Origin of the sequence: Aquirufa sp. (assembly GCF_044342065.1) — a bacterium.
Classification (GTDB): Bacteria; Bacteroidota; Bacteroidia; order Cytophagales; family Spirosomataceae; genus Aquirufa.
This window is the reverse complement of sequence record NZ_JBIIQN010000013.1, coordinates 42,594-62,560: the sequence shown is the minus strand read 5'-3', so window position 1 is coordinate 62,560 and position 19,967 is coordinate 42,594. Positions and strand designations below refer to the sequence as shown.

Here is a 19,967-nt window from a genome sequence, read left to right as displayed (position 1 = left end):
GTCTTGAATGCTACTTATTCTGATTAGCTCATTTAAAGAACTAACCTCGTCTTTATTTCTACCAACACGTCAAAGAACTCTTTTAACTTCTTGCATCTCAACCAAGTAAAAACTCAGTATCCATACCGAAAGTCAATGCGCTAGAATCGTTTTCCTAGCAATTGGGAGTGCAAAGATGTAGGAATAATTTAAATATACCAACATGCCCCCAAAAATAATTTCACTTTTTTTCGTCCAAGCCCTATTTGCTGAACTATTTAAAGGATAAAATGTAATTTTTTTGCTTTCCATTCCCCACCAAAACATATTTGCCACGGATTCTCTCAAAATCAAGTGCCGCATTTGGATCCGTAACCTTTACTTTATTAATGCTTATTGCATTATTTTGAATCGCTTTGCGTGCCTCTCCTTTAGATGGGAAGATTAAATTGTCTGTGCCAACACTAATGAGATCAGTCAAATTTTTGCATTCCGATAATAATTCACCCGAAACTTCATGTATCGGTAGTTGGGCCAACAATGCATCAGACGCACCAGCAATTAATTCAACCGCATCTTTGGAAAACAATAGGGTAGAAGCTTCAATCACCAAAGCACATACATCAGTACCATGTACGCGTGTAGTAACCTCTTCCGCAACCGCTTTTTGTAAGATGCGTAAATGTGGTGCCTCTGCATGTTCTTTTTCTAATGCTTCAATTTGCTCCTTTGTATATAAGGTAAACACGCGAATTAGTCTTGGGACATCGGCATCTGCAGCGTTCAACCAAAATTGGTAGAATGCATATGGACTTGTCTTATCCGCATCCAACCACACATTGCCGGATTCTGATTTACCAAATTTCGTACCATCAGCCTTGGTTACTAAAGGAGTCGTTAACGCGAAAGCTGAACGCTCTGTGGAATCTTCATCATGGCCTTCTTTCCGTCGAATAATTTCTGTGCCAGTTGTAATGTTACCCCACTGATCTGAACCACCCATTTGTAGACGTACATTCTTATTCTTATATAAATGATAAAAATCGTATCCCTGTAATAATTGATAGGAGAATTCAGTAAATGATATTCCAGTCTCTAAACGTTTTTTAACCGAGTCTTTTGACATCATGTAATTCACCGTCAAAAACTTCCCTGCCTCACGCAAGAATCCTAAGAAGCTAAACTCCTTAAACCAATCATAATTATTGACAACCTCTGCTGAGTTTGCTCCCGAATGAAATTCTAAAAACTTTTCTAGTTGTTTTTGTATGCCAATTTGATTGGCACGCAAGGTATCTTCCGATAAGAATTCGCGTTCAGCTGCTTTTCCCGATGGATCCCCAATCATTCCCGTTGCCCCACCTACCAAAGCAATCGGCTTGTGTCCGCACAATTGAAAATGCTTCAACAACATAATTGCCGCTAAATTACCGATATGTAAACTAGGGGCCGTTGGATCAAAACCAATGTAGGCAACCGTCATTTCTTTTGCCAATTGATCTTCTAATCCAGGAATCATATCCTGTAACATGCCTCGCCAGCGTAATTCTTCAATGAAATTCATATCTAGTGTATTTAGTCTCTAGTCGCTAGTCTCTAGTCTCTAGTACGTAATTCTCAATTTCTAACTAACGTTCAACTTCTAATGTCCAACGTCCAACGTCCAACGTCCAACGTCCAACGTCCAACGTCCAACGTCCAACGTCCAACGTCCAACGTCCAACGTCCAACGTCCAACTAATAAAGCGGCCCCAAAATTAGTGATTCTTTGGAATTATATTGACTTTTTGAAAAACAAACACGCATCGCCGTAACTCAAAAAACGGTAATTCTTCTCAACAGCTTCCGCATAAATTTCTTTCCAAGCATCACCAATAAGTGCAGAAACAAGTACCAAAAGCGTTGATTTTGGCTGATGGAAATTCGTAATTAAGGCATCGCAAAAGCGAAAGCGATAACTTGGCATAATCAATAATTCAGTTTGAGCCATCCATTGGCTTTGTTGGTTTCTGTCCATAAAGTCCAACAATGCCCGCAAAGCTTCTTCATTCTGAATCTCATTTCGATCATGATAGGCATACTCTTTAGGAATAACTAAACCATTAACCGGTATCTCATTTTTTTCCAATACCCATACACCTGACCAATATAGACTTTCTAAGGCCCGCATAGCTGTTGTACCGACCGGAATATAGGTACCCTTGTGATTTAGCAACTGAACAATAAAGTCTCGTTCGAAAATAAGTTGCTCGCGGTGCATCGGATGATTTCTGATTTCATCTTCTTTAACTGGCAAAAACGTGCCAGCACCCACATGTAAGGTTAGAAAACTTTGCTGTATCCCTTTTGAACTTAAGCGATCTAAAATTTCTGATGTAAAATGTAGGCTTGCCGTAGGTGCAGCAACAGCCCCCAATTCTTTCGAAAAAACAGTTTGGTAGCGGTCCTGATCGGAAAGCTCTGTATCTCGCTCCATGTAAGGCGGTAATGGGATTTTGCCAATTTCATTCAAAATGCTTGCGAACGAATGTTCACTATTCCAACTGATTAATATTTGATTTGATTCACGATCAAGCCATTGGAAGGATAAGTCAACTAATTGGTCCGAAAGATCTAGTTTTTTTGTTAAAATTTCACTTGGTTTCCAACGCTTCTTATTTCCTACTAAGCATTCCCACCGGATCTCTTTGGTTTGCTCCATCGCCTTTTGGGTAGGAACATGGTCTTCCACGGGTTTAAGTAGGAAAATTTCTATGGTTGTGCCACTTGGTTTAGTTAATTGAATTCGTGCTGGAATAACTTTCGTATTATTAAATACAAATAAACTATCCGTTGGAACTATTTCTGGCAAGTTTTGAAACGAATGATGACTAGTGTGACCCTGTTGGTGTACTAGTAGTCTAGATTCATCCCGCTTTTGGCTTGGGAAGAATGCTATGTGTGAATCGGGTAATACGTAATCAAACGCCTGAATCGAAATGTCGGGCATATTTTTAATCATACTTCTTCAGAATTGTGATTAGGAGTTAAAAACAAGCGAATAGGCAGGTAAATTAACCATACCAATATTAGAATAATGCCCAATTTAGGCATGTAGGTATAATCGGCATCATAGGTGCGCTGATCATTTAATAAAAGTAAAACACGGAACACCAATATCAAGAATGTATTGATTAAGGCTGGTAAAAAATGGAGCCAATTTATAAGGGTGTTTTTGATATTTTGGTCTCCTTTCGCGGCAAATACATAGAATAACTTGCCCCAAACAGCCTCAGGAACATTGGCAACACTCTTAATCAATAACAAGGCTAATACATTTAAGGCAGTAACGATACCGGCTGTTAGGTAAAAGATTTCTTCTTTAGGCAAAAAACCATCGCCTCGACCCGTTTCTCCAAAATGTACTGCCGCAGGATCAGGTAATCCACGATAAACAAATAATAAGGTAATACCAAAGGCTACCATGGATAAAATGCGCCAAACACGCGAAATGAAGTGATCTATCGACATATGATTCTAAATGTTCTCAAAATTAGTTCATCAACTTGGAAGTGCCTAATCTTTCTTGTTTTTTGATAAAAATGGGCTTTCCTTTGGATTCAAGGTCGAAAAAACTATTTTTGTTATTCTTATCACAATTATGAAGATCTATACAAAACAAGGTGACGGTGGCTTTACTCGATTGGCCGACGGAAAAGGATTGTCAAAATCCGATTTTCGCTTAGAGGCTATTGGAGATTTAGATGAGTTGAATTCTCATATAGGTCTACTTATTTGTAAAGTTGACAAGGACCTAGGTTTAAAATTACAAGCCATTCAATCAAGTCTATTTGTTTTGGGTGCACACGTGGCAAGTGATTCCAAAGAGGCACTAGGGAATATGGAATTAATTTCACTCCAGGATATTGTAGCTATGGAAGATAATATTGATGCATTGGATGCAAAATTAGAGCCGATGCGTTTTTTTATCCTACCCGGTGGAAATGAGTCGATAGCAACTGCACAAATCGTTCGAACAGTTTGTAGGCGAGCAGAAAGAAGCTTAATTCGTTGGGTACAAGCCTCCGAACACAAGGATTATGAAGTCGCCATGGCTTATTTGAACCGATTGTCAGATTATTTATTTATGATTTGCCGTTATTTACATCATAGCCTAGGTATCCCTGAAATTCCTTGGAATTCAGGAAAATAAAAAAAAACAAACGTATGCAAATTCAAATTCAACCTGTCTCAAAATCAAGAATCGATCAAGTAGATTTTGATAAACTCGTATTTGGTCGCAGTTTCGCTGACCATATGTTGGTGGCAGATTATGCCAACGGGGCTTGGCAATCGATTTCGATTCAGCCTTATGGTCCCTTGGAATACCAGCCCGCTATGATGTCATTGCATTATGGGCAATCGATTTTTGAGGGAATGAAGGGCTATCGTTCAAAAGATGGTGATATTCAAGTTTTTCGACCTGAAGAAAATTTAAAGCGATTCAATAAATCTGCTCTTCGTATGTGTATGCCTGAGGTGCCCGAGGAAATATTTTTAGGTGGTTTAAGGGAATTGTTGAAGTTGGATCAGGCATGGGTTCCTGCCAAAGAAGGTTGTTCCTTGTACATTCGCCCTTTTATGTTTGCTACGGATGAGTATGTAGGGGTGACACCTTCAGCAACCTATAAATTTATCATTTTTAACTGTCCCGTTGGTTCCTACTATACAAAGCCACTTCGTGTGCGAGTTGAAACTGAATATATACGTTCTGCGAAAGGTGGCGTTGGTTTTGCTAAAAATTCCGGGAATTATGGGGGTTCTTTATTTGCTACGCAAAATGCCATTAAAGATGGCTATGATCAAATTATTTGGACCGATTCCGCAACGCATGAATTCGTGGAAGAAGCAGGTACCATGAACTTGATGTTTGTGATTAATGGCGCATTGGTTACCGCTGCAACGGGGGATACCATTTTAGATGGGGTAACTCGTAAATCTGTTATGCGTATTGCACAAGATTGGGGAATTGAGGTTCAAGAACGCCAGCTAGCGGTTAAGGAACTGATTGAAGGTATAACTAATGGTTCAGTTACAGAGGCTTTTGGTGCTGGAACGGCTGCTGTTATCGCACCGATTGCTACCATAGGATTTGAAGGTAAGGATTACCATTTGCCTGAACGCAAAGATTCGGATTTTTCTGTTCGCGTCTATAATGAAATCAATCAGATTCGTTTGGGAGAAATACCCGATATGCGTGGGTGGATTTGGAAAGTCTAAGGTTTAGCCTTTAATAAAATTATAAAACCTGCGTCTTTTGATCGACTTGCGTCTTCCAATTCGACATGGGTTTTTTTGTCTTTCAACCAAATAAGCTTTTCCCCTTTTTCTACTGAAGCTCCAAATTTGACGTCAAAATAAGACTTGAAATTTTGCATTAGCTCAATTACCTTTTGGCTATCATCAAAAAATACATTCATTTCTATTTCACTTAGTTGGCCCTTGTTGTTTGGCCGGTAAGTGATATCTACGAAATTTAAATCCGTATCATCAAAATATAATGAATAAGACTTACCCGTGTCCGGTTGAGACTCAGCAAGTTCTAATTGATCATTTATCAGATTTATATCCGTTCCCCAGTTTTGGTTTCGAATTACTAATGAATCGCTCAATGTTATTTTTCTAACCAAATCGCTACTTGCTTTCCAGGCAATTTGACTTTCACTTTGGTTAGGCCCATTACTTAATTGACTATTTTCTGAATTGCTTGTATCCTGATTACATGCGTACAAAAAGATACACAATGGTAATAGTAAAATGAGCGTTTTTAGCGTTTTCATGTCGGATTAAATTGAGTTGTTATTCCAAATTTAAATAAATTCAAGGTGGCTTGATTCATACTATTGAAAAATATTCCTATTTTTGGAGTTAGGAAAAGAAACGAGTGCATTACGCATAACAATATTAAAGATTATTAGTGGTTAGGTATTTTAAAAAGAAGCCGGTCTATGACTGGTTTTTTTTTGTTTAAAACTCTCGTCCTATGCTAACCACCATTCCAGTTTTTCCTCCATTGGTAACGGGAAAGCCTACCTTACAAACGAAATTATAGTAGGTAACAAAATCAAATCCCAAACCTGTTCCAAAGAGCCATTGATTCGTACTATTGCGTGTTTCTTTATTTGAATTATACACGTAGCCTAAGTCTGTAAATACCGTTGGGTAGAGCATAATGGGCATTTGGTTGAACTGTTTATACTTAATAAACGGGATTCGCAACGTGGTCGAAATTAACTGGAACTTAAAGGTATTTCTCCACAGAAAGAAGTTTGTGCCATCAATTACATTTAGCTCAAAGCCGCGAACTAGGTCATTGCCATATCCGAGTCCTCGCGTAAGCGAATAGGGGATAAATCCTTCTCTACTAAGTTTGCCTTTCACTTGTGAGGCTAAAAAGAAGCGACTACCTAAATCGATGAAAAAGGCTGCTGAGGCAGTAGCCTCCCAAAAATCTACCTGGTCTGACGGAAGAATCCCAAATTTGGTGAAACTTAAATCAATTTTTTTGCCGCGCAAAGGGTAGGTAATAAAATCGCGAAAATCATATGAAAAGAGGTAGCCCAATTGTGCAAAGTTTTGTTCCGTTTTTTTATTGCCAAAAAAGGACGGGTTTAATTGCGCAATTGTATCGGCCACGGTGGAGCGATTGTATTTAAATTCTAAGGTTTGAAAATCATAGAATTTAAATCGCTTTCTTAGTTGAATTCCACCTATCCACCTTTCCCGAAGTATTTCATTTGAGTTAAAAAAACATAGTGTATCATTTTGGGTTTTAAAGGCTAAATTTTTTTGATTATTGTATGCTAAATTGACTGTTAATCCCAACGTTTTCTTAGGGTCTAGGTAAGGGTTTTGGTAGCTTAATTCAAGCTTTTGAGTAAATCCCGTTTCAGCTTTTATTATCACTTTTTCATTTCTGCCCATAAAATTATTGTGCAGAAAATTAATGCCATAAATCGTTCGTTTTAAATCATATCCTCTCGACCACCAATCATTTAAATTGCGGTCGGCCAATTGTACCACGGGGAAAGCGAGAACATACCATTGTTCCAAACATTCAAAGTTGATGGAAAGATTCCCATTAGGTAATTGATGGTAGTCGGATTTTACCCAAATGAACAAATCCGTATTCATCAATTTTCTTCGATTGAATTCAATGCGCTCGTTTAAATTCTGAACAGAGATGGAATCATTTTCTTGAAAGTCCAGTTCTCTTCTTAATATGTTTTCACGCGTTTTCTCATTACCTAAAAAATGAATGGAGTCAATGCGAATGGATTGCCCCGCAGAGGTAAAGCTTAAGAGGATTAGGCTAATTTCAATAAATCGAGAAATAATTCGCATCTCCTCAAGTTACACAAAAGCAAAGGGAAAATTGGTTACCTTATTCGAAAATGATTGTTTCTTTTGCCTGATACCAAGATTCGATTCGATCTTCTACATTTTTCTCAATTTGCATGCGTCTAATTTTTAAGGTAGGAGTCAGGCAAGCATTTTCAACAGTCCAGGGTTCTTTTAAAATAATTAACTTTTTCAAGTGTTCATATTTTTTGAATTGTGGATTTGTTTTCACTAACAGCTCCTCCAAAGAATTTACAAGATCGCCTGAATCTACTTTGTTCGCTTGAGGACTTAATAAAACTAAACCTAATGGCTGTGGGAGGTTGACACCTACGACACAGGCCACTTCAACAAGTTCATGAAGTGATAAGGCATTTTCAATTGGAGCCGGTGATACATATTGTCCTTTGGCAGTTTTAAAGTTATCCTTTACACGGCCTACGATGCTTAGGAAATTATCATGGTCCAACTGACCCATATCGCCGGTCTTTAGCCATGGTCCATCAAACAATGCTTCTGTTTGTTCAGGATTTTTATAATATCCCAGGCAATTGTAGTCGGCCTTCATCTGAATTTCCCCTGTTTCAGGGTCAATGCGTGTTTCACATAGTTCGTGAACACGGCCAACCGTTCCCAACTTGATTTGATTGCGCGGCATGAGGCTATTTAATCCCATGTTTTCGGTCATGCCATAAGCCTCCTGGATATAAAGTCCAATGGACTGAAACCAAGCTGTTAATTCTTGCGGCATGGGAGCAGCTCCCGTAATGACCATGCAAGTTTGATCTAAACCGAGGCCTTTTTGAATCTTTTTTTGAATAAATCCTTTGACCAAAGGAATGGAAAGTAAGCGGTTAAGTTTTTTTTGCCCACCGATTTTTGTCAAAATTCCTTCTTTGAATTTAGCCCAAATGCGTGGTACAGCTAAAAAATGACTCGGCCTAGCTTGAACCAAATTTTGTTGAAAGGTATCTAAGTTTTCTACGAAAAAGATGGATCCTCCTGCCGCAGTACATGCAAATTCAACAAAATTTCTTTCTGCTATATGGCATAAAGGCAAATAGGATATGAATCGATTATTCGGTCGGTCTAAATGGGCAATTTTTCTTGCCAAATTTAACGCCTGCGCAATGGCACCATAGGTGATCATTACCCCTTTGGGTATCCCAGTCGTGCCAGATGTATAAATTATGGTTGATAAATCCGCAGGTTGAATCAAGGCAGGTTCAATTTCTTCATGCGATTTCTCAACGAGGTCGTTCCAGGATGAACCCGTTTGACACGGGCTATCCGGGGTATAAATAATTTGAACTGATGCCGGGATTCCCTTTTTTATTTCATCCCAATGGTCGAGTTTGCCTACGATGAGTATTTGACATTCTGAATGAACCAAGACCTGATTTAATTGCTCGCCAGTCAACGTGGGATAAAATGGTACCGAAATGGCGCCTGCATAGGAAATGGCTAGATCAGCAAGAATCCAATGCGCACAATTTTTTGATAGAATACCGATGTGTTTGGGCTTCTCCTGAATCAAGCTTTGATTGAGGTGGCTACCTATTTTCTTGACAATTTGTAGGGAATCGTGATAAGAGTAATCTTGATACTTATTCCCGTAAGGTTGTTTCAGATAGGTGTTTTGAGGTGTATGTTTTGCCCAATGTATGAAGTTGAGCAAATTGCTTTCGTAGGTTTGAATCAAGGTCTTTGTGAGGTTAGTCCTTAAAAATAAAACTTAATTCTTTGATTTCATAGTTTTTGACTCCATGGTTTTTTTCAATTTGGATAAGTCCTTGGTCATCAACACGTACAATTTTACCTTCAAATTGTCCATTTTGGTCTTCGTACAAGTGCCAAGTATTCATTTGAAATAAAAGTTGATGATACGTTTCATCAATGGCTTGAAAGGATTGAGTTAGAAAAGAATCGTAGGATTTTTCTAAGCCCGTTGAAAGGTAATTAAAGACCTCACTGAGGTCGATTCGCTGAGGGTTTTTTAAAAATTTACGAATCGAAGTGGCTCGCAGGCCTTGGAATTCCAATTGATTAATGTTTAAACCAATTCCAATAATTGAAAATGCCCATTTCCCTGCTTGAAAATTGCTTTCAATGAGAATTCCTCCCATTTTTTGGCCAGCGAGGTAGATGTCATTGGGCCATTTGATTTCGAGAGGCAAATCTTCTCCAAAAGAAGCATTTGACCATGACTGAAGCCCCTGAACAATTCCAATGGCAATTGCTTTACTAAGAAAAAATTGAAAGGGTAATAAATCGTGGGAGGGCTTTAGTAAGAAGGAAACTAAAAGATTTTGATTGGCTTGCGTAAGCCATTGATTGCCTCTTTGGCCTTTCCCGGCAGTTTGTTGGCCCGCTATCCAAGCATAACCTTCTGGAAGGTCTTGAGTTGTCGCTTCCTGAAAGCCTATTAAATTAGTCGATTCGCAGCAATCTAGGTATTTTGTTATTTTGCCGATGAAGCGAGTGGGTGCTTGGTAATTGTTCAATTTTTATTCGTAATTTTAGGTTTACAAGAAACAAATTTAATTTTTTATTCGTTATAAGAACTTTACATCGGTTCGATAATGCGATTTTAACAAACATATGAGCAAAAGTACAAAGAAGACCACTACCATCGAGGCATCAGAAGAATTAGCAATGTGGGTAGTGAAGGGTATGCAGGAGAAGAAAGCTCAAGATATCGTGGTAATGGATATGCGTGGCGTAGCTAACGCATTTACAGATTTTTTTGTAGTCGCTTCAGGTACATCAGATACACAGATTGAAGCTATTGCAGATTCGGTGGATAAAGAAGTGTGGGAGTCTGGAAAAATACATGTGCATGCCATGGAAGGTAAAGCTAATCGGGAATGGATACTTATGGACTATTACGATGTTATTGTGCACGTATTTTTAAAAGAAAAACGTGATTTTTTCAAGTTAGAAGAGCTTTGGGGAGATGCGAAGTTTACGCATATTTCTGAAGATTAAATGTCAAATCGAACTTTTTTAATAGTTCTCATTGTTAATAGCCCAAACAAATTATTCCAATGGCAAAACAAGGTAATAGTAGAAATAATAAACGTTCAGGAATTCAACCACGCATGCCCAAGAAGCCAGCGGGTGGAATGCAGAGTTGGATGATAATTGGTTTGGTAATCGCCATGGTGAGTATGTTTTTCTTTACAAAACAGCGCACATTACAGCAGATTAATCAGGGACAATTTGAAACCATGGTAATTCAAAAAGAGGTTCAGTCTGTGGTTATTGTCAATGATAAGCTAGTTGAGGTAAGCCTCAAGCCCAATTTTGTTACAAAATATTTCAAGAATTCTCCTCAGGGTTTGGTGTCTGTTAAACAGGGTCCGCACTTTGAATTTCCGATTATATCGAAAGAAGGGTTTGAGCAATTTCTAGAAGATCGCCAAAAAGATTTCCCTAGGAATGAGCGTATTTTTGCTACGCCAGAAACCCGAACAGGCCCATTGGATTGGTTGGGGACATGGGGCTTTTTTATACTGATGGGTTTGAGTTTTTATTTCCTATTCTTCCGCATGGGCGGTGGCGGTGGAGGTGGAGGCCAACTGTTTAACATTGGTCGAAGTAAGGCTACCCTGATCGAAGGAGAGTCAAAGGTGCGTGTGACGTTTGATGATGTTGCTGGATTAGATGAGGCCAAAGAAGAGATACAGGAGATTGTTGAGTTTTTAAAATTCCCTAAAAAATTCACGGATTTAGGGGGTAAAATCCCTAAAGGAGCATTATTAGTGGGTCCTCCAGGAACAGGTAAAACTTTGTTAGCAAAAGCCGTTGCTGGCGAAGCAGGAGTTCCATTCTTTTCTCTTTCTGGCTCAGACTTTGTTGAAATGTTTGTCGGGGTGGGTGCAGCTCGCGTACGTGATTTATTCAAGCAAGCCAAAGAAAAGGCGCCTTGTATTATTTTTATCGACGAGATTGATGCCGTGGGTCGTTCACGTGGGCGTGGTCAAATGCCCGGTTCAAATGATGAGCGTGAGAATACGTTAAACTCATTGTTGGTTGAAATGGATGGTTTTGCGACCGATTCAGGCATCATCATCATGGCAGCTACGAATCGCCCTGATGTTTTAGATGCTGCCTTACTTCGTCCAGGTAGATTTGATCGCCAGATATCCATTGATAAACCTGATATCATTGGCCGTGAAGCGATATTTAAGGTACATTTGAAACCATTAAAACTAGCATCTGATATTGACCCCAAAGAGCTTTCGGCGCAAACGCCCGGTTTTGCTGGGGCTGAAATTGCTAATGTTTGTAACGAAGCAGCATTGATTGCCGCTCGTCGCAGTAAAACGGCTGTGGATATGGATGATTTCCAAGAAGCAATGGATCGAGTAATTGGCGGTTTGGAGAAGAAAAACAAGATAATTAATCCTTTGGAAAAGAAGATTGTTGCTTATCACGAGGCTGGACATGCGATTGCTGGTTGGTTCTTAGAGCATGCAAATCCATTGGTTAAAGTTTCTATTGTACCACGTGGCGTAGCCGCTTTAGGTTATGCGCAATACTTACCGAAAGAACAGTTCTTATATCGTACAGAGCAGCTGATGGATGAGATGTGTGTGACATTGGGTGGTCGTGCTGCCGAAGAAATTGTGTTTGGTAAAATTTCAACTGGTGCGCAAAATGATTTGGAGCGAATTACAAAACTAGCGTATTCGATGGTGACCGTTTATGGGATGAATGACAAGTTGGGCAATATTTCGTATTACGATTCAAAAGGTTCTGATTATCAATTTAATAAGCCTTATTCGGAGACCACAGCGCGTGAGATTGACGAAGAAGTGCGCAAGATTATTGCAGAGGCCTACGCGCGAACCAAGAAATTGTTAACGTCTAAGAAGGACAAGCTAACAATTTTGGCAGAGCAATTATTGAAGAAAGAGGTTTTATTTCAAAGTGATTTGGAAGAGCTCGTAGGCCCAAGGCCTTTTGAGCAATTAACTTCTTATCAGGAGTTCATTAAAGGAGAGACGGAGAAAAAACGGAAAGATGCCAAAGATGAGCGCGAGTTAGCAGAAACAGAGAAACGTGCCGCTAAAAAGCCTGCGCCTACCAAAGAGGTTGTCGCTAACGAAACGGTGGCAAAGAAGAAGCCGGCTCCGCGGAAACGAAGTCCAAAGAAAGAAGATTAACCGAATGGGGTGGGTATTCCCTCCCCATTTTTGCTCATTATGAAGCAGCTAATAATTCCTTCGGGAAAACATGTTTATTGTATCTCAGATTTGCATTTGGGCTTTCCGGATGAGGATACTTCGCGGGATCGCGAACGTGTTTTGGCGGCTTGGTTAGCTGATATTCAGGATGAGGTAAGTGATCTATTTCTGTTAGGGGATTTATTTGATTTTTGGTTCGAATACAAAAAAGTCGTACCAAAGGGTTTCATTCGTTTTTTGGGAGCTTTAGCTCAGCTTTCAGATCGAGGTGTGCGTTTGCATATTTTTGTGGGTAATCATGATCTTTGGATGCGCGATTACTTCATTCAAGAGTTGCGCGCTAATATTTATTTTGAGCCCAGTGATTTCGAGTTTCAATTTTCAGCTACATCATTTAAGGTTTGCATGGGTCATGGGGATGGAATGGGTCCCGGAGACATGGGATATAAGTTGTTAAAAAAAGTTTTTGTTAATCCGGTAGCGCAATTTTTATTCGGCTGGTTACATCCTGATTTAGGAGTACGAATGGCTCATGCTTGGTCGGGTACCCGAAAGACTTCGACAATTAAAGCCGGTGAAGTACCTTTTGATCCCGATTCAGATTATATTCTTTCGGCAGTGCGCGAACGTTTTGTCATTGATCAAAAGGAAAATAGGGGGATAAAGGGCTATGTTTTTGGTCATCGACACCATCCTGTTGCTTTGGAGCTAGGTAATGGCGTTAGTTATTATAATTTAGGGGATTGGTTTACGCCTGCATTTAAAAATGCCTACATAGTAAAGATTGGTGAGCAGGGGTTTGATTTTGTAAATTTTCAGGCTTAATCCTGATTTTTCTACGTATCTTCAGAAATCATTCTGTTAACCAATCGAATTATGTCTCAATTTCACACGCGTTTAGAGGTTATGTCCGAGTTAGCCAAAAATATGGATAGCTACATGAAGGATTTTTTAAATCCGATTGACTCCAATTGGCAGCCATCTGATATGCTACCTGATTCGACGAAAGATAATTTCTTTGATGAAGTAAAATTATTGCAACAAGCTGCTCAAGAACTCCCTTACGATTATTGGGCTGTTTTGATTGGTGATACTATTACGGAGGAGGCATTACCTACTTATGAGTCATGGTTGTTGGGTATGGAGACTGTTGATCATTTAGATCAAGAGAATGGTTGGGTTAAGTGGATCCGTAGTTGGACTGCAGAAGAAAATCGTCATGGTAAGCTTTTGGGGACGTATCTTTATTTATCTGGGAAAGTTGATATGCGCTCTGTTGCTATTTCGACTCAATATTTAATTGCAGATGGCTTTGATATTGGTACAACAGCTGACCCCTATCGAAATTTTGTGTACACTTCTTTTCAAGAGTGGGCAACAAACATTTCACACCGTAGAACAGCCTCATTGGCAAAGCAGCATGGCAATTCGAATTTATCACGCATGTGTGCCCAAATTGCTGCAGATGAATTGCGTCACGCGAAAGCTTACAAGGCCTTTGTATCTGAGATATTTAAATTAGATCCTTCGGAAATGATGTTGGCTTTTGCCGATATGATGAAGAAGAAGATTGTGATGCCTGCGCATTTCTTACGTGAAATGAATGGTGTAAAGAGTTCATTGTTTGATCATTTTTCTGATGCGGCCCAGCGTATCGGAGTATATACGACAGCTGATTATACCACCATTATGCGTGGTTTAATTCAAGATTGGGACTTAGAAAGTGTTCGAGGCTTGAGTGACCAGGCGGAAAAGGCACGTGATTATGTGATTGCTTTGCCTTCTCGTTTAGAGCGCTTAGCTGAGCGTGTAAAAGTCCCTGAATTAGCATATCCGTTTAGCTGGATTGTATAAATATGCCCCAGAAGTTATCTTTGGATGAGCTGAATCGGCTCGATGTAGATGCATACAAATCGGTGGAAAAATTTCCCTACGTATTTGTGCTAGATGATATTCGTAGTATGAATAACATTGGTTCGGCATTTAGGACTGCCGATGCTTTTCGTTGTAGCCATATTTATTTAATTGGAATTACAGCACAGCCGCCTCATCGGGAGATAAGTAAAACGGCTTTAGGTGCGGATGAGTCAGTCGAATGGACTTACTTTGAAACAGCAGCGGAATGTCATGTACATTTAAAATCCCAAGGATATGAGGTCTATTGCGTTGAGCAGGTCGACCAATCGATTGCTTTGAATGACTTTCAGCCAATTATGGGTAGTAAGTATGCCTTTGTATTTGGTAATGAGGTGTTTGGGGTTAATGATTTTTGGATAGAATCTGCCTCAGGTAGCCTCGAAATCCCTCAGTTTGGAACAAAACATTCGTTGAATGTATCAGTAACCATGGGTGTGGTAGCGTGGGATTATGTCTTTAAATCTCATTTCTAGCTTGTTCAATATTAAATTATTTGATTTCACTGAAAACTTAATACGGATAAATTTTTAGTTTTCAATTGTTTACTTAGATTTAGCAAAAATTTAACATTAACATAATGAACGGCCAGAAAAAAACATTATCGAATCAGCTTTCATCGCTTGTTTTACCTAAACTGAAAGGCTTGTCTGAAAAGAATGCCAAGAAGGTATTATCTATAGTTGAAAAGTCGGTTGCCACTATCGCTAAAAAATATGTGAAGTTGGTACAAGATCAAGAAAAGGAAGCAGCCAAGGCCAAAGAAAAGGCTGATAAAGCGAAGAAGAAATTAGCAGAAAAGGAAGCAAAGAAAAAAGCGAAGTTGGCAAAAAAAGCTGCTGAAATTAAACAAGTCGCTCAATTAATGGCAAAAGAATCTGCTCCGGCTGTACCTAAGCCAGTTACTAAAGTTCCTGCTAAGCCAAAAGCGAAAGCTGTCAAGAAATAAGGGGTCATTTATCCTCGAATCAAAGCGTTCATCCCAATAGTACTTTTGGGTGAGCGCTTTTTTTTATATTTGAAAAATCTATTTAGTAAGAAATGTTATTATCAATTCGACATTTAGAAAAAAATTATGCTGATCATGTGGCCCTACGTGATGTAAGCTTGGAAATTCCTAAAGGTAAAATTTTTGGCTTATTGGGTCCTAATGGTGCTGGAAAAACGTCCTTGATTCGGATTATTACCCAAATTACAGGACCTGATGCTGGGGAAATTTATTTTGATGGAGAGCCATTGCGATTAGCGCATGCGGATCAGATTGGGTACTTGCCTGAAGAACGTGGTTTGTATAAAAAGATGAAGGTAGGGGAGCAATTGTTGTATTTAGCTCAGTTAAAGGGTATGCGCAAGGAAGAAGCTTTAACAAAACTGAAAGAGTGGTTTATTCGATTGGATATCAAGGAATGGTGGAATAAGCCAGTAAATGATTTATCCAAAGGAATGCAGCAAAAGACCCAATTTATTGCTACAGTGGTTCATGAACCCAAGTTACTAATCTTAGATGAGCCTTTTTCGGGCTTTGATCCGATAAATGCCAACATGTTAAAGGATGAAATATTAGCAATTAAGGAAAGAGGAACAACCGTTTTGTTTTCTACGCATCGAATGGAATCTGTTGAGGAATTATGTGATGAAATTGCGCTCATTAATCATGCAGAAGTTGTTCTTTCTGGAAATAAAGTGGAAGTACAAGCTCGTTACAAGAAAAATCAATTTTTTATACGGTATGAGGGTAATTTGGGTGATTTGCCGGGCATAGAAATACTATCATATGACTCTGGTAAGGCGGTGTTACGTTTTACGGCAGGTTTGTCAACAAATGAAGCCATTGCTCTATTGATTAGGCAAGTAACTTTATTGGAGTTTAAAGAAATGATTCCAACATTTAATGAAATTTTCATTCAAGTAGTAAGCGAGACAAATTAATATGAATAAGGTTTTATTAATCATTCAGCGTGAATATGTGACACGTGTATTGAAAAAATCCTTTTGGATTTCGTCTTTGTTGGCACCTGTTTTAATTACGGCAATTTATGCGATTCCGATCTGGTTGGCTATGAAAGATAAGGAGCTAAAGAAGGTTGCCTTATTAGATCAAAGCCACTTATGGAAGCCGAGTGATTTGAAAAGCAAAGAGCTGGTATTTACCTATGTTTCAAAGCCAGAGTCAGTTTTTAAGAAGGAATTTGCTACAGCAGGATATGACGCATTTGTCAGTATTCCAGCGGATGTGTTGACAAATCCCAAAGGTGTTCACATCTATTCTTCGAAAAACATCGGACTTGCTTTAAAGGAATCTGTGGAACAATTGATTCAGAATAGAGTCCGACAAGAATTAATGTACAAGGCAGGTATATCGGAAAAAATCTATGAGGATACGCAAGTTGATGTAGACAGTGAGACGATTACCATCTCGGCTACAGGCGATGAGACGAGTTCCAGTTCAGCAGGAGCAATGATACTGGCTGGGGTCATGGGTTTGATTTTATATGTGACACTCTTGTTGTATGGTTCTCAGGTAATGAATGGGGTTATTGAAGAGAAGAGTAGTCGGATAATTGAGGTCATTATTTCCTCGGTAAAACCCTATCAACTGATGTTAGGTAAGATTATTGGTGTGGGGTTGGTAGGACTTACGCAGTTTGTATTATGGATTGTTTTAACAATAGGTTTGACACAGGTTACGGGGAAAATATATGCCTCTAAATCCAAGTCTATGGTAGAGCTTAGTCAAGGAAAATCGACGGAAGATATGTCAAAAGTCATGCAAGATTCACCTATGGGTGAGGTGACAAAAGTACTTGAGAGTACCAATATTCCCCTTATATTGGTTTCCTTTTTGTTTTACTTCTTTGTGGGATATTTATTGTATAGTTCCTTGTTTGCAGCTATTGGGTCAGCTGTAGAGAGTGCCACGGAAGCTCAACAATTCAACTTTATTGTCATGATTCCCATAATTCTTTCTTTTATTTTAGCTCAATATTCCATGCAAGACCCAGACAGTTCCATTGCTTTTTGGTCGTCTATGATCCCGTTTACCTCGCCTATTAATATGATGGTTCGTTTGCCTTATGGGGTTCCTGTATGGGAGTTGGTTTTATCTATGGGCTTATTGGTATTGGGATTCTTGGGTTGTAGTTGGATTTCAGCCCGAATTTATCGCATAGGAATACTGATGTATGGCAAGAAAATAACTTGGAAGGAGCTGGGGAAATGGATATTTTATAAAGGGTAATTAAATATTTAGCCATTTATCTAATTCTTCAGAATTAAACCCAGCGATAATTCGTTTCCCATCTGTCAGAATGGGGCGTTTGATCGCTGAATTTTTTTCAAGCAAGAATTGAAATGCCTCTTTCGTATTGTTGATTGATGCTTTCGTATTGTCTGGCAACAGTCTGTAAGTTGAACCTTGTTTGTTTAGGATCTTATCTATACCCAATTGGTCTATAAAACCCTGTAAAATAGGTGCTGAAATACCTTCTTTTTTATAGTTGTGAAAGGTGTATTCAATACCTTTTTCGTTTAGAAATTCGAAAGTTTTTTTCATGGTATTGCACGCTGGAATTCCGTAGATCGTAATCATATTATTTTTTATTAAAAATCCTTCCCACCTTGTTGGTTTTGGTGGTATTTTTGTGAACTGCATACAAAATTAATACAAATAGCCATTATGGAATATAGAATTGAAAAAGATACGATGGGCAAGGTTAACGTACCTGCACATGTCTATTGGGGCGCACAGACGCAGCGTTCGATTGAAAACTTCCCGATTGCCCAAGATATCAATAAGATGCCGAAAGAAATTATTCGGGCTTTTGCGTACTTGAAGAAGGCGGCAGCTATTACGAATTTTGAGGCAGGCGTGTTGGATGAAGCAAAAAAGAATCTAATTGCTCAGGTTTGTGAGGAGATTTTGGAGGGACAATGGGCGGACCAATTTCCTTTAGTAGTTTGGCAAACAGGTTCAGGTACACAGTCCAACATGAATTGCAATGAGGTTATTGCGTACCGTGCACATGTAATTCAAGGTGGTGATTTACTGGATGAGCAGAAGTTTGTTCACCCGAATGATGATGTAAATAAGTCCCAATCATCGAATGATACATTCCCAACGGCTATGCATATCGCAGCTTACCAAGCTTTAGTGGAGGTTACGATACCCGGTATTACCAAGTTGCGCGATACCTTGGATGCGAAGGCCAAAGCTTTTAAAAATGTTGTAAAAATAGGCCGTACTCATTTTATGGATGCGACTCCTTTGACATTAGGACAAGAATTTTCAGGCTATGTTTCACAGTTGAATCATGGGCTAAAAGCCATAAATAATTGTTTAGATCATTTATCAGAATTAGCGCTAGGAGGGACTGCTGTTGGGACTGGAATAAATACGCCTAAAGGTTATTCAGAAAATGTAGCCAAACACATTGCTAGCTTAACGGGATTGCCATTTAGAACCGCTGAAAACAAGTTTGAGGCATTGGCGGCGCATGATGCTATTGTAGAGGCTCATGGGGCTCTAAAGACGGTAGCTGTTAGCTTAATGAAGATCGGTAACGATGTACGTATGTTGTCGTCAGGACCTCGTTCAGGGATTGGAGAGATTTATATTCCTGATAATGAGCCAGGTTCGTCCATCATGCCAGGTAAAGTAAATCCTACGCAATGTGAGGCAATGACGATGGTAGCAGCGCAGGTTTTAGGGAATGATGTAGCCATTAACATCGGTGGGGCTTCAGGTCATTTTGAGTTAAACGTGTTTAAACCGCTTATGATTTATAACTTCTTGCATTCTGCACGCTTAATTGGTGACGTTTGTGTAGCGTTTAATGATAAATGTGCTGTGGGTATCGAACCTTTACACGAAAACATCGCTAAGCATGTAAATAATTCATTGATGTTGGTAACTGCGCTAAACACCAAGATTGGTTATTACAAAGCAGCAGAAATTGCTCAAACAGCTCATAAAAATGGCACTACGCTAAAAGAAACAGCTATTTCCTTGGGTTATTTGACAGCTGAAGAATTTGATGCTTGGGTTCGCCCTGAGAATATGGTAGGTGAGAACAATGTATAAGTAAGATAAAAATACGCGATTCTCGCGCCGCAAGCCTTTAAATGCCCTTTACGACTCGTATGGGGCATTTTTATGCCATTTCACGCAATTCTAGAGAATAAAAGTTGTTGGGGAAGGGAAAACTCTCTGCGACACGTGTTGCTTCTTCCCATGATGACATGATGAGGGTAATGACTTGAGAAATTTCACCACCGTCAATAAGTTGAACTATCTTTTGTTCAATTTTTCCAGTGGACGCTAAATACAAATTTTGTCCTGAAAATTTCTGATATAGCATGTCTTGGTATTGCTCTTTGACTGCCTTTAACCAAGTGCGAATTTGTTCTAATTCTTCAGATGTAGCTAAGCTGTTTGCTCCTGAAATTCCTTCCACTGGCCCACGAATAATGATAACAAATCGTTTCATAAAAATTGTATTATTC

General features: G+C 39.1%; 20 protein-coding genes. 11 read left to right on the top strand and 9 right to left on the bottom strand.

Translation table 11 applies throughout. From position 1 onward, the window contains the following. Window positions 1-253: 253 nt before the first annotated feature. The 3 genes from tyrS to ACIQZ2_RS06690 all read right to left on the bottom strand — a co-directional run bounded on the left by tyrS (window position 254) and on the right by ACIQZ2_RS06690 (window position 3,489). On the bottom strand, window positions 254-1,543 hold the full coding sequence (tyrS, locus tag ACIQZ2_RS06700) for a tyrosine--tRNA ligase (protein WP_395768081.1): 1,290 nt from the start codon (window positions 1,541-1,543) through the stop codon (window positions 254-256). A gap of 210 nt (window positions 1,544-1,753) precedes the next feature. Beyond that, window positions 1,754-2,980: an S-adenosylmethionine:tRNA ribosyltransferase-isomerase gene (locus ACIQZ2_RS06695; RefSeq protein ID WP_395768080.1), complete on the bottom strand. Its 1,227-nt coding sequence runs from the start codon at window positions 2,978-2,980 to the stop codon at window positions 1,754-1,756. Further along, window positions 2,977-3,489, bottom strand: a complete 513-nt coding sequence (locus ACIQZ2_RS06690) for a hypothetical protein (protein WP_395768079.1) — start codon at window positions 3,487-3,489, stop codon at window positions 2,977-2,979. Before ACIQZ2_RS06690 ends, ACIQZ2_RS06695 begins: the two co-directional genes overlap by 4 nt. A gap of 130 nt (window positions 3,490-3,619) precedes the next feature. Between ACIQZ2_RS06690 and ACIQZ2_RS06685 the strand changes: the two genes are divergently transcribed. Further along, window positions 3,620-4,171, top strand: coding sequence for a cob(I)yrinic acid a,c-diamide adenosyltransferase (locus ACIQZ2_RS06685; protein ID WP_395768078.1), 552 nt, complete (start codon window positions 3,620-3,622; stop codon window positions 4,169-4,171). Window positions 4,172-4,185: 14 nt separating this feature from the next. Further along, window positions 4,186-5,238: a branched-chain amino acid aminotransferase gene (locus ACIQZ2_RS06680; protein ID WP_395768077.1), complete on the top strand. Its 1,053-nt coding sequence runs from the start codon at window positions 4,186-4,188 to the stop codon at window positions 5,236-5,238. On the opposite strand, the gene ACIQZ2_RS06675 is transcribed toward ACIQZ2_RS06680, so the two are convergent. The 4 genes from ACIQZ2_RS06675 to ACIQZ2_RS06660 form a co-directional block, all read right to left on the bottom strand. After that, entirely contained in the window at window positions 5,235-5,798 is a 564-nt protein-coding gene (locus ACIQZ2_RS06675) for a hypothetical protein (RefSeq protein WP_395768076.1), read from the bottom strand. The two genes, ACIQZ2_RS06680 and ACIQZ2_RS06675, sit on opposite strands and share 4 nt — an antisense overlap. Window positions 5,799-5,985: 187 nt before the next feature. Beyond that, entirely contained in the window at window positions 5,986-7,362 is a 1,377-nt protein-coding gene (locus ACIQZ2_RS06670; RefSeq protein ID WP_395768075.1) for a BamA/TamA family outer membrane protein, read from the bottom strand. A 40-nt stretch (window positions 7,363-7,402) separates the two neighbouring features. Beyond that, window positions 7,403-9,061: an AMP-binding protein gene (locus tag ACIQZ2_RS06665; RefSeq protein ID WP_395768074.1), complete on the bottom strand. Its 1,659-nt coding sequence runs from the start codon at window positions 9,059-9,061 to the stop codon at window positions 7,403-7,405. A gap of 13 nt (window positions 9,062-9,074) precedes the next feature. Further along, entirely contained in the window at window positions 9,075-9,863 is a 789-nt protein-coding gene (locus tag ACIQZ2_RS06660) for a biotin--[acetyl-CoA-carboxylase] ligase (protein WP_395768073.1), read from the bottom strand. 97 nt (window positions 9,864-9,960) lie between these two features. On the opposite strand from ACIQZ2_RS06660, the gene rsfS reads away from it, so the two are divergent. The 8 genes from rsfS (at window position 9,961) to ACIQZ2_RS06620 (ending at window position 17,703) form a co-directional block, all read left to right on the top strand. Beyond that, window positions 9,961-10,347, top strand: coding sequence for a ribosome silencing factor (rsfS, locus tag ACIQZ2_RS06655; RefSeq protein ID WP_395768072.1), 387 nt, complete (start codon window positions 9,961-9,963; stop codon window positions 10,345-10,347). A 59-nt stretch (window positions 10,348-10,406) separates the two neighbouring features. Beyond that, window positions 10,407-12,530 carry an ATP-dependent zinc metalloprotease FtsH gene (ftsH, locus tag ACIQZ2_RS06650; protein ID WP_395768071.1) on the top strand — a complete coding sequence of 708 codons (2,124 nt, stop codon included), beginning with the start codon at window positions 10,407-10,409 and terminating at the stop codon, window positions 12,528-12,530. 39 nt (window positions 12,531-12,569) lie between these two features. Further along, window positions 12,570-13,376 (top strand): UDP-2,3-diacylglucosamine diphosphatase, encoded by an 807-nt coding sequence (locus ACIQZ2_RS06645; protein ID WP_395768070.1) that lies wholly within the window; start codon window positions 12,570-12,572, stop codon window positions 13,374-13,376. 51 nt (window positions 13,377-13,427) lie between these two features. Continuing rightward, entirely contained in the window at window positions 13,428-14,405 is a 978-nt protein-coding gene (locus ACIQZ2_RS06640; RefSeq protein WP_395768069.1) for an acyl-ACP desaturase, read from the top strand. Window positions 14,406-14,407: 2 nt separating this feature from the next. Further along, window positions 14,408-14,941, top strand: a complete 534-nt coding sequence (locus ACIQZ2_RS06635; protein WP_395768068.1) for a TrmH family RNA methyltransferase — start codon at window positions 14,408-14,410, stop codon at window positions 14,939-14,941. Window positions 14,942-15,045: 104 nt separating this feature from the next. Beyond that, on the top strand, window positions 15,046-15,414 hold the full coding sequence (locus ACIQZ2_RS06630; RefSeq protein ID WP_395768067.1) for a hypothetical protein: 369 nt from the start codon (window positions 15,046-15,048) through the stop codon (window positions 15,412-15,414). 92 nt (window positions 15,415-15,506) lie between these two features. Beyond that, entirely contained in the window at window positions 15,507-16,394 is an 888-nt protein-coding gene (locus tag ACIQZ2_RS06625; protein WP_395768066.1) for an ABC transporter ATP-binding protein, read from the top strand. A gap of 1 nt (window position 16,395) precedes the next feature. After that, entirely contained in the window at window positions 16,396-17,703 is a 1,308-nt protein-coding gene (locus ACIQZ2_RS06620; RefSeq protein WP_395768065.1) for an ABC transporter permease, read from the top strand. On the opposite strand, the gene ACIQZ2_RS06615 is transcribed toward ACIQZ2_RS06620, so the two are convergent. Continuing rightward, entirely contained in the window at window positions 17,704-18,117 is a 414-nt protein-coding gene (locus ACIQZ2_RS06615; RefSeq protein WP_395768064.1) for a Spx/MgsR family RNA polymerase-binding regulatory protein, read from the bottom strand. It abuts the gene before it with no gap. 24 nt (window positions 18,118-18,141) lie between these two features. On the opposite strand from ACIQZ2_RS06615, the gene fumC reads away from it, so the two are divergent. Then, window positions 18,142-19,545: a class II fumarate hydratase gene (fumC, locus tag ACIQZ2_RS06610; protein WP_395768063.1), complete on the top strand. Its 1,404-nt coding sequence runs from the start codon at window positions 18,142-18,144 to the stop codon at window positions 19,543-19,545. A 70-nt stretch (window positions 19,546-19,615) separates the two neighbouring features. Here the strand turns inward: fumC and ACIQZ2_RS06605 are convergent, their stop codons facing one another. Further along, a complete protein-coding gene (locus tag ACIQZ2_RS06605; protein ID WP_395768062.1) occupies window positions 19,616-19,951 on the bottom strand; it encodes a hypothetical protein in 336 nt (111 codons plus the stop codon). Between the last annotated feature and the right edge of the window lie 16 nt (window positions 19,952-19,967).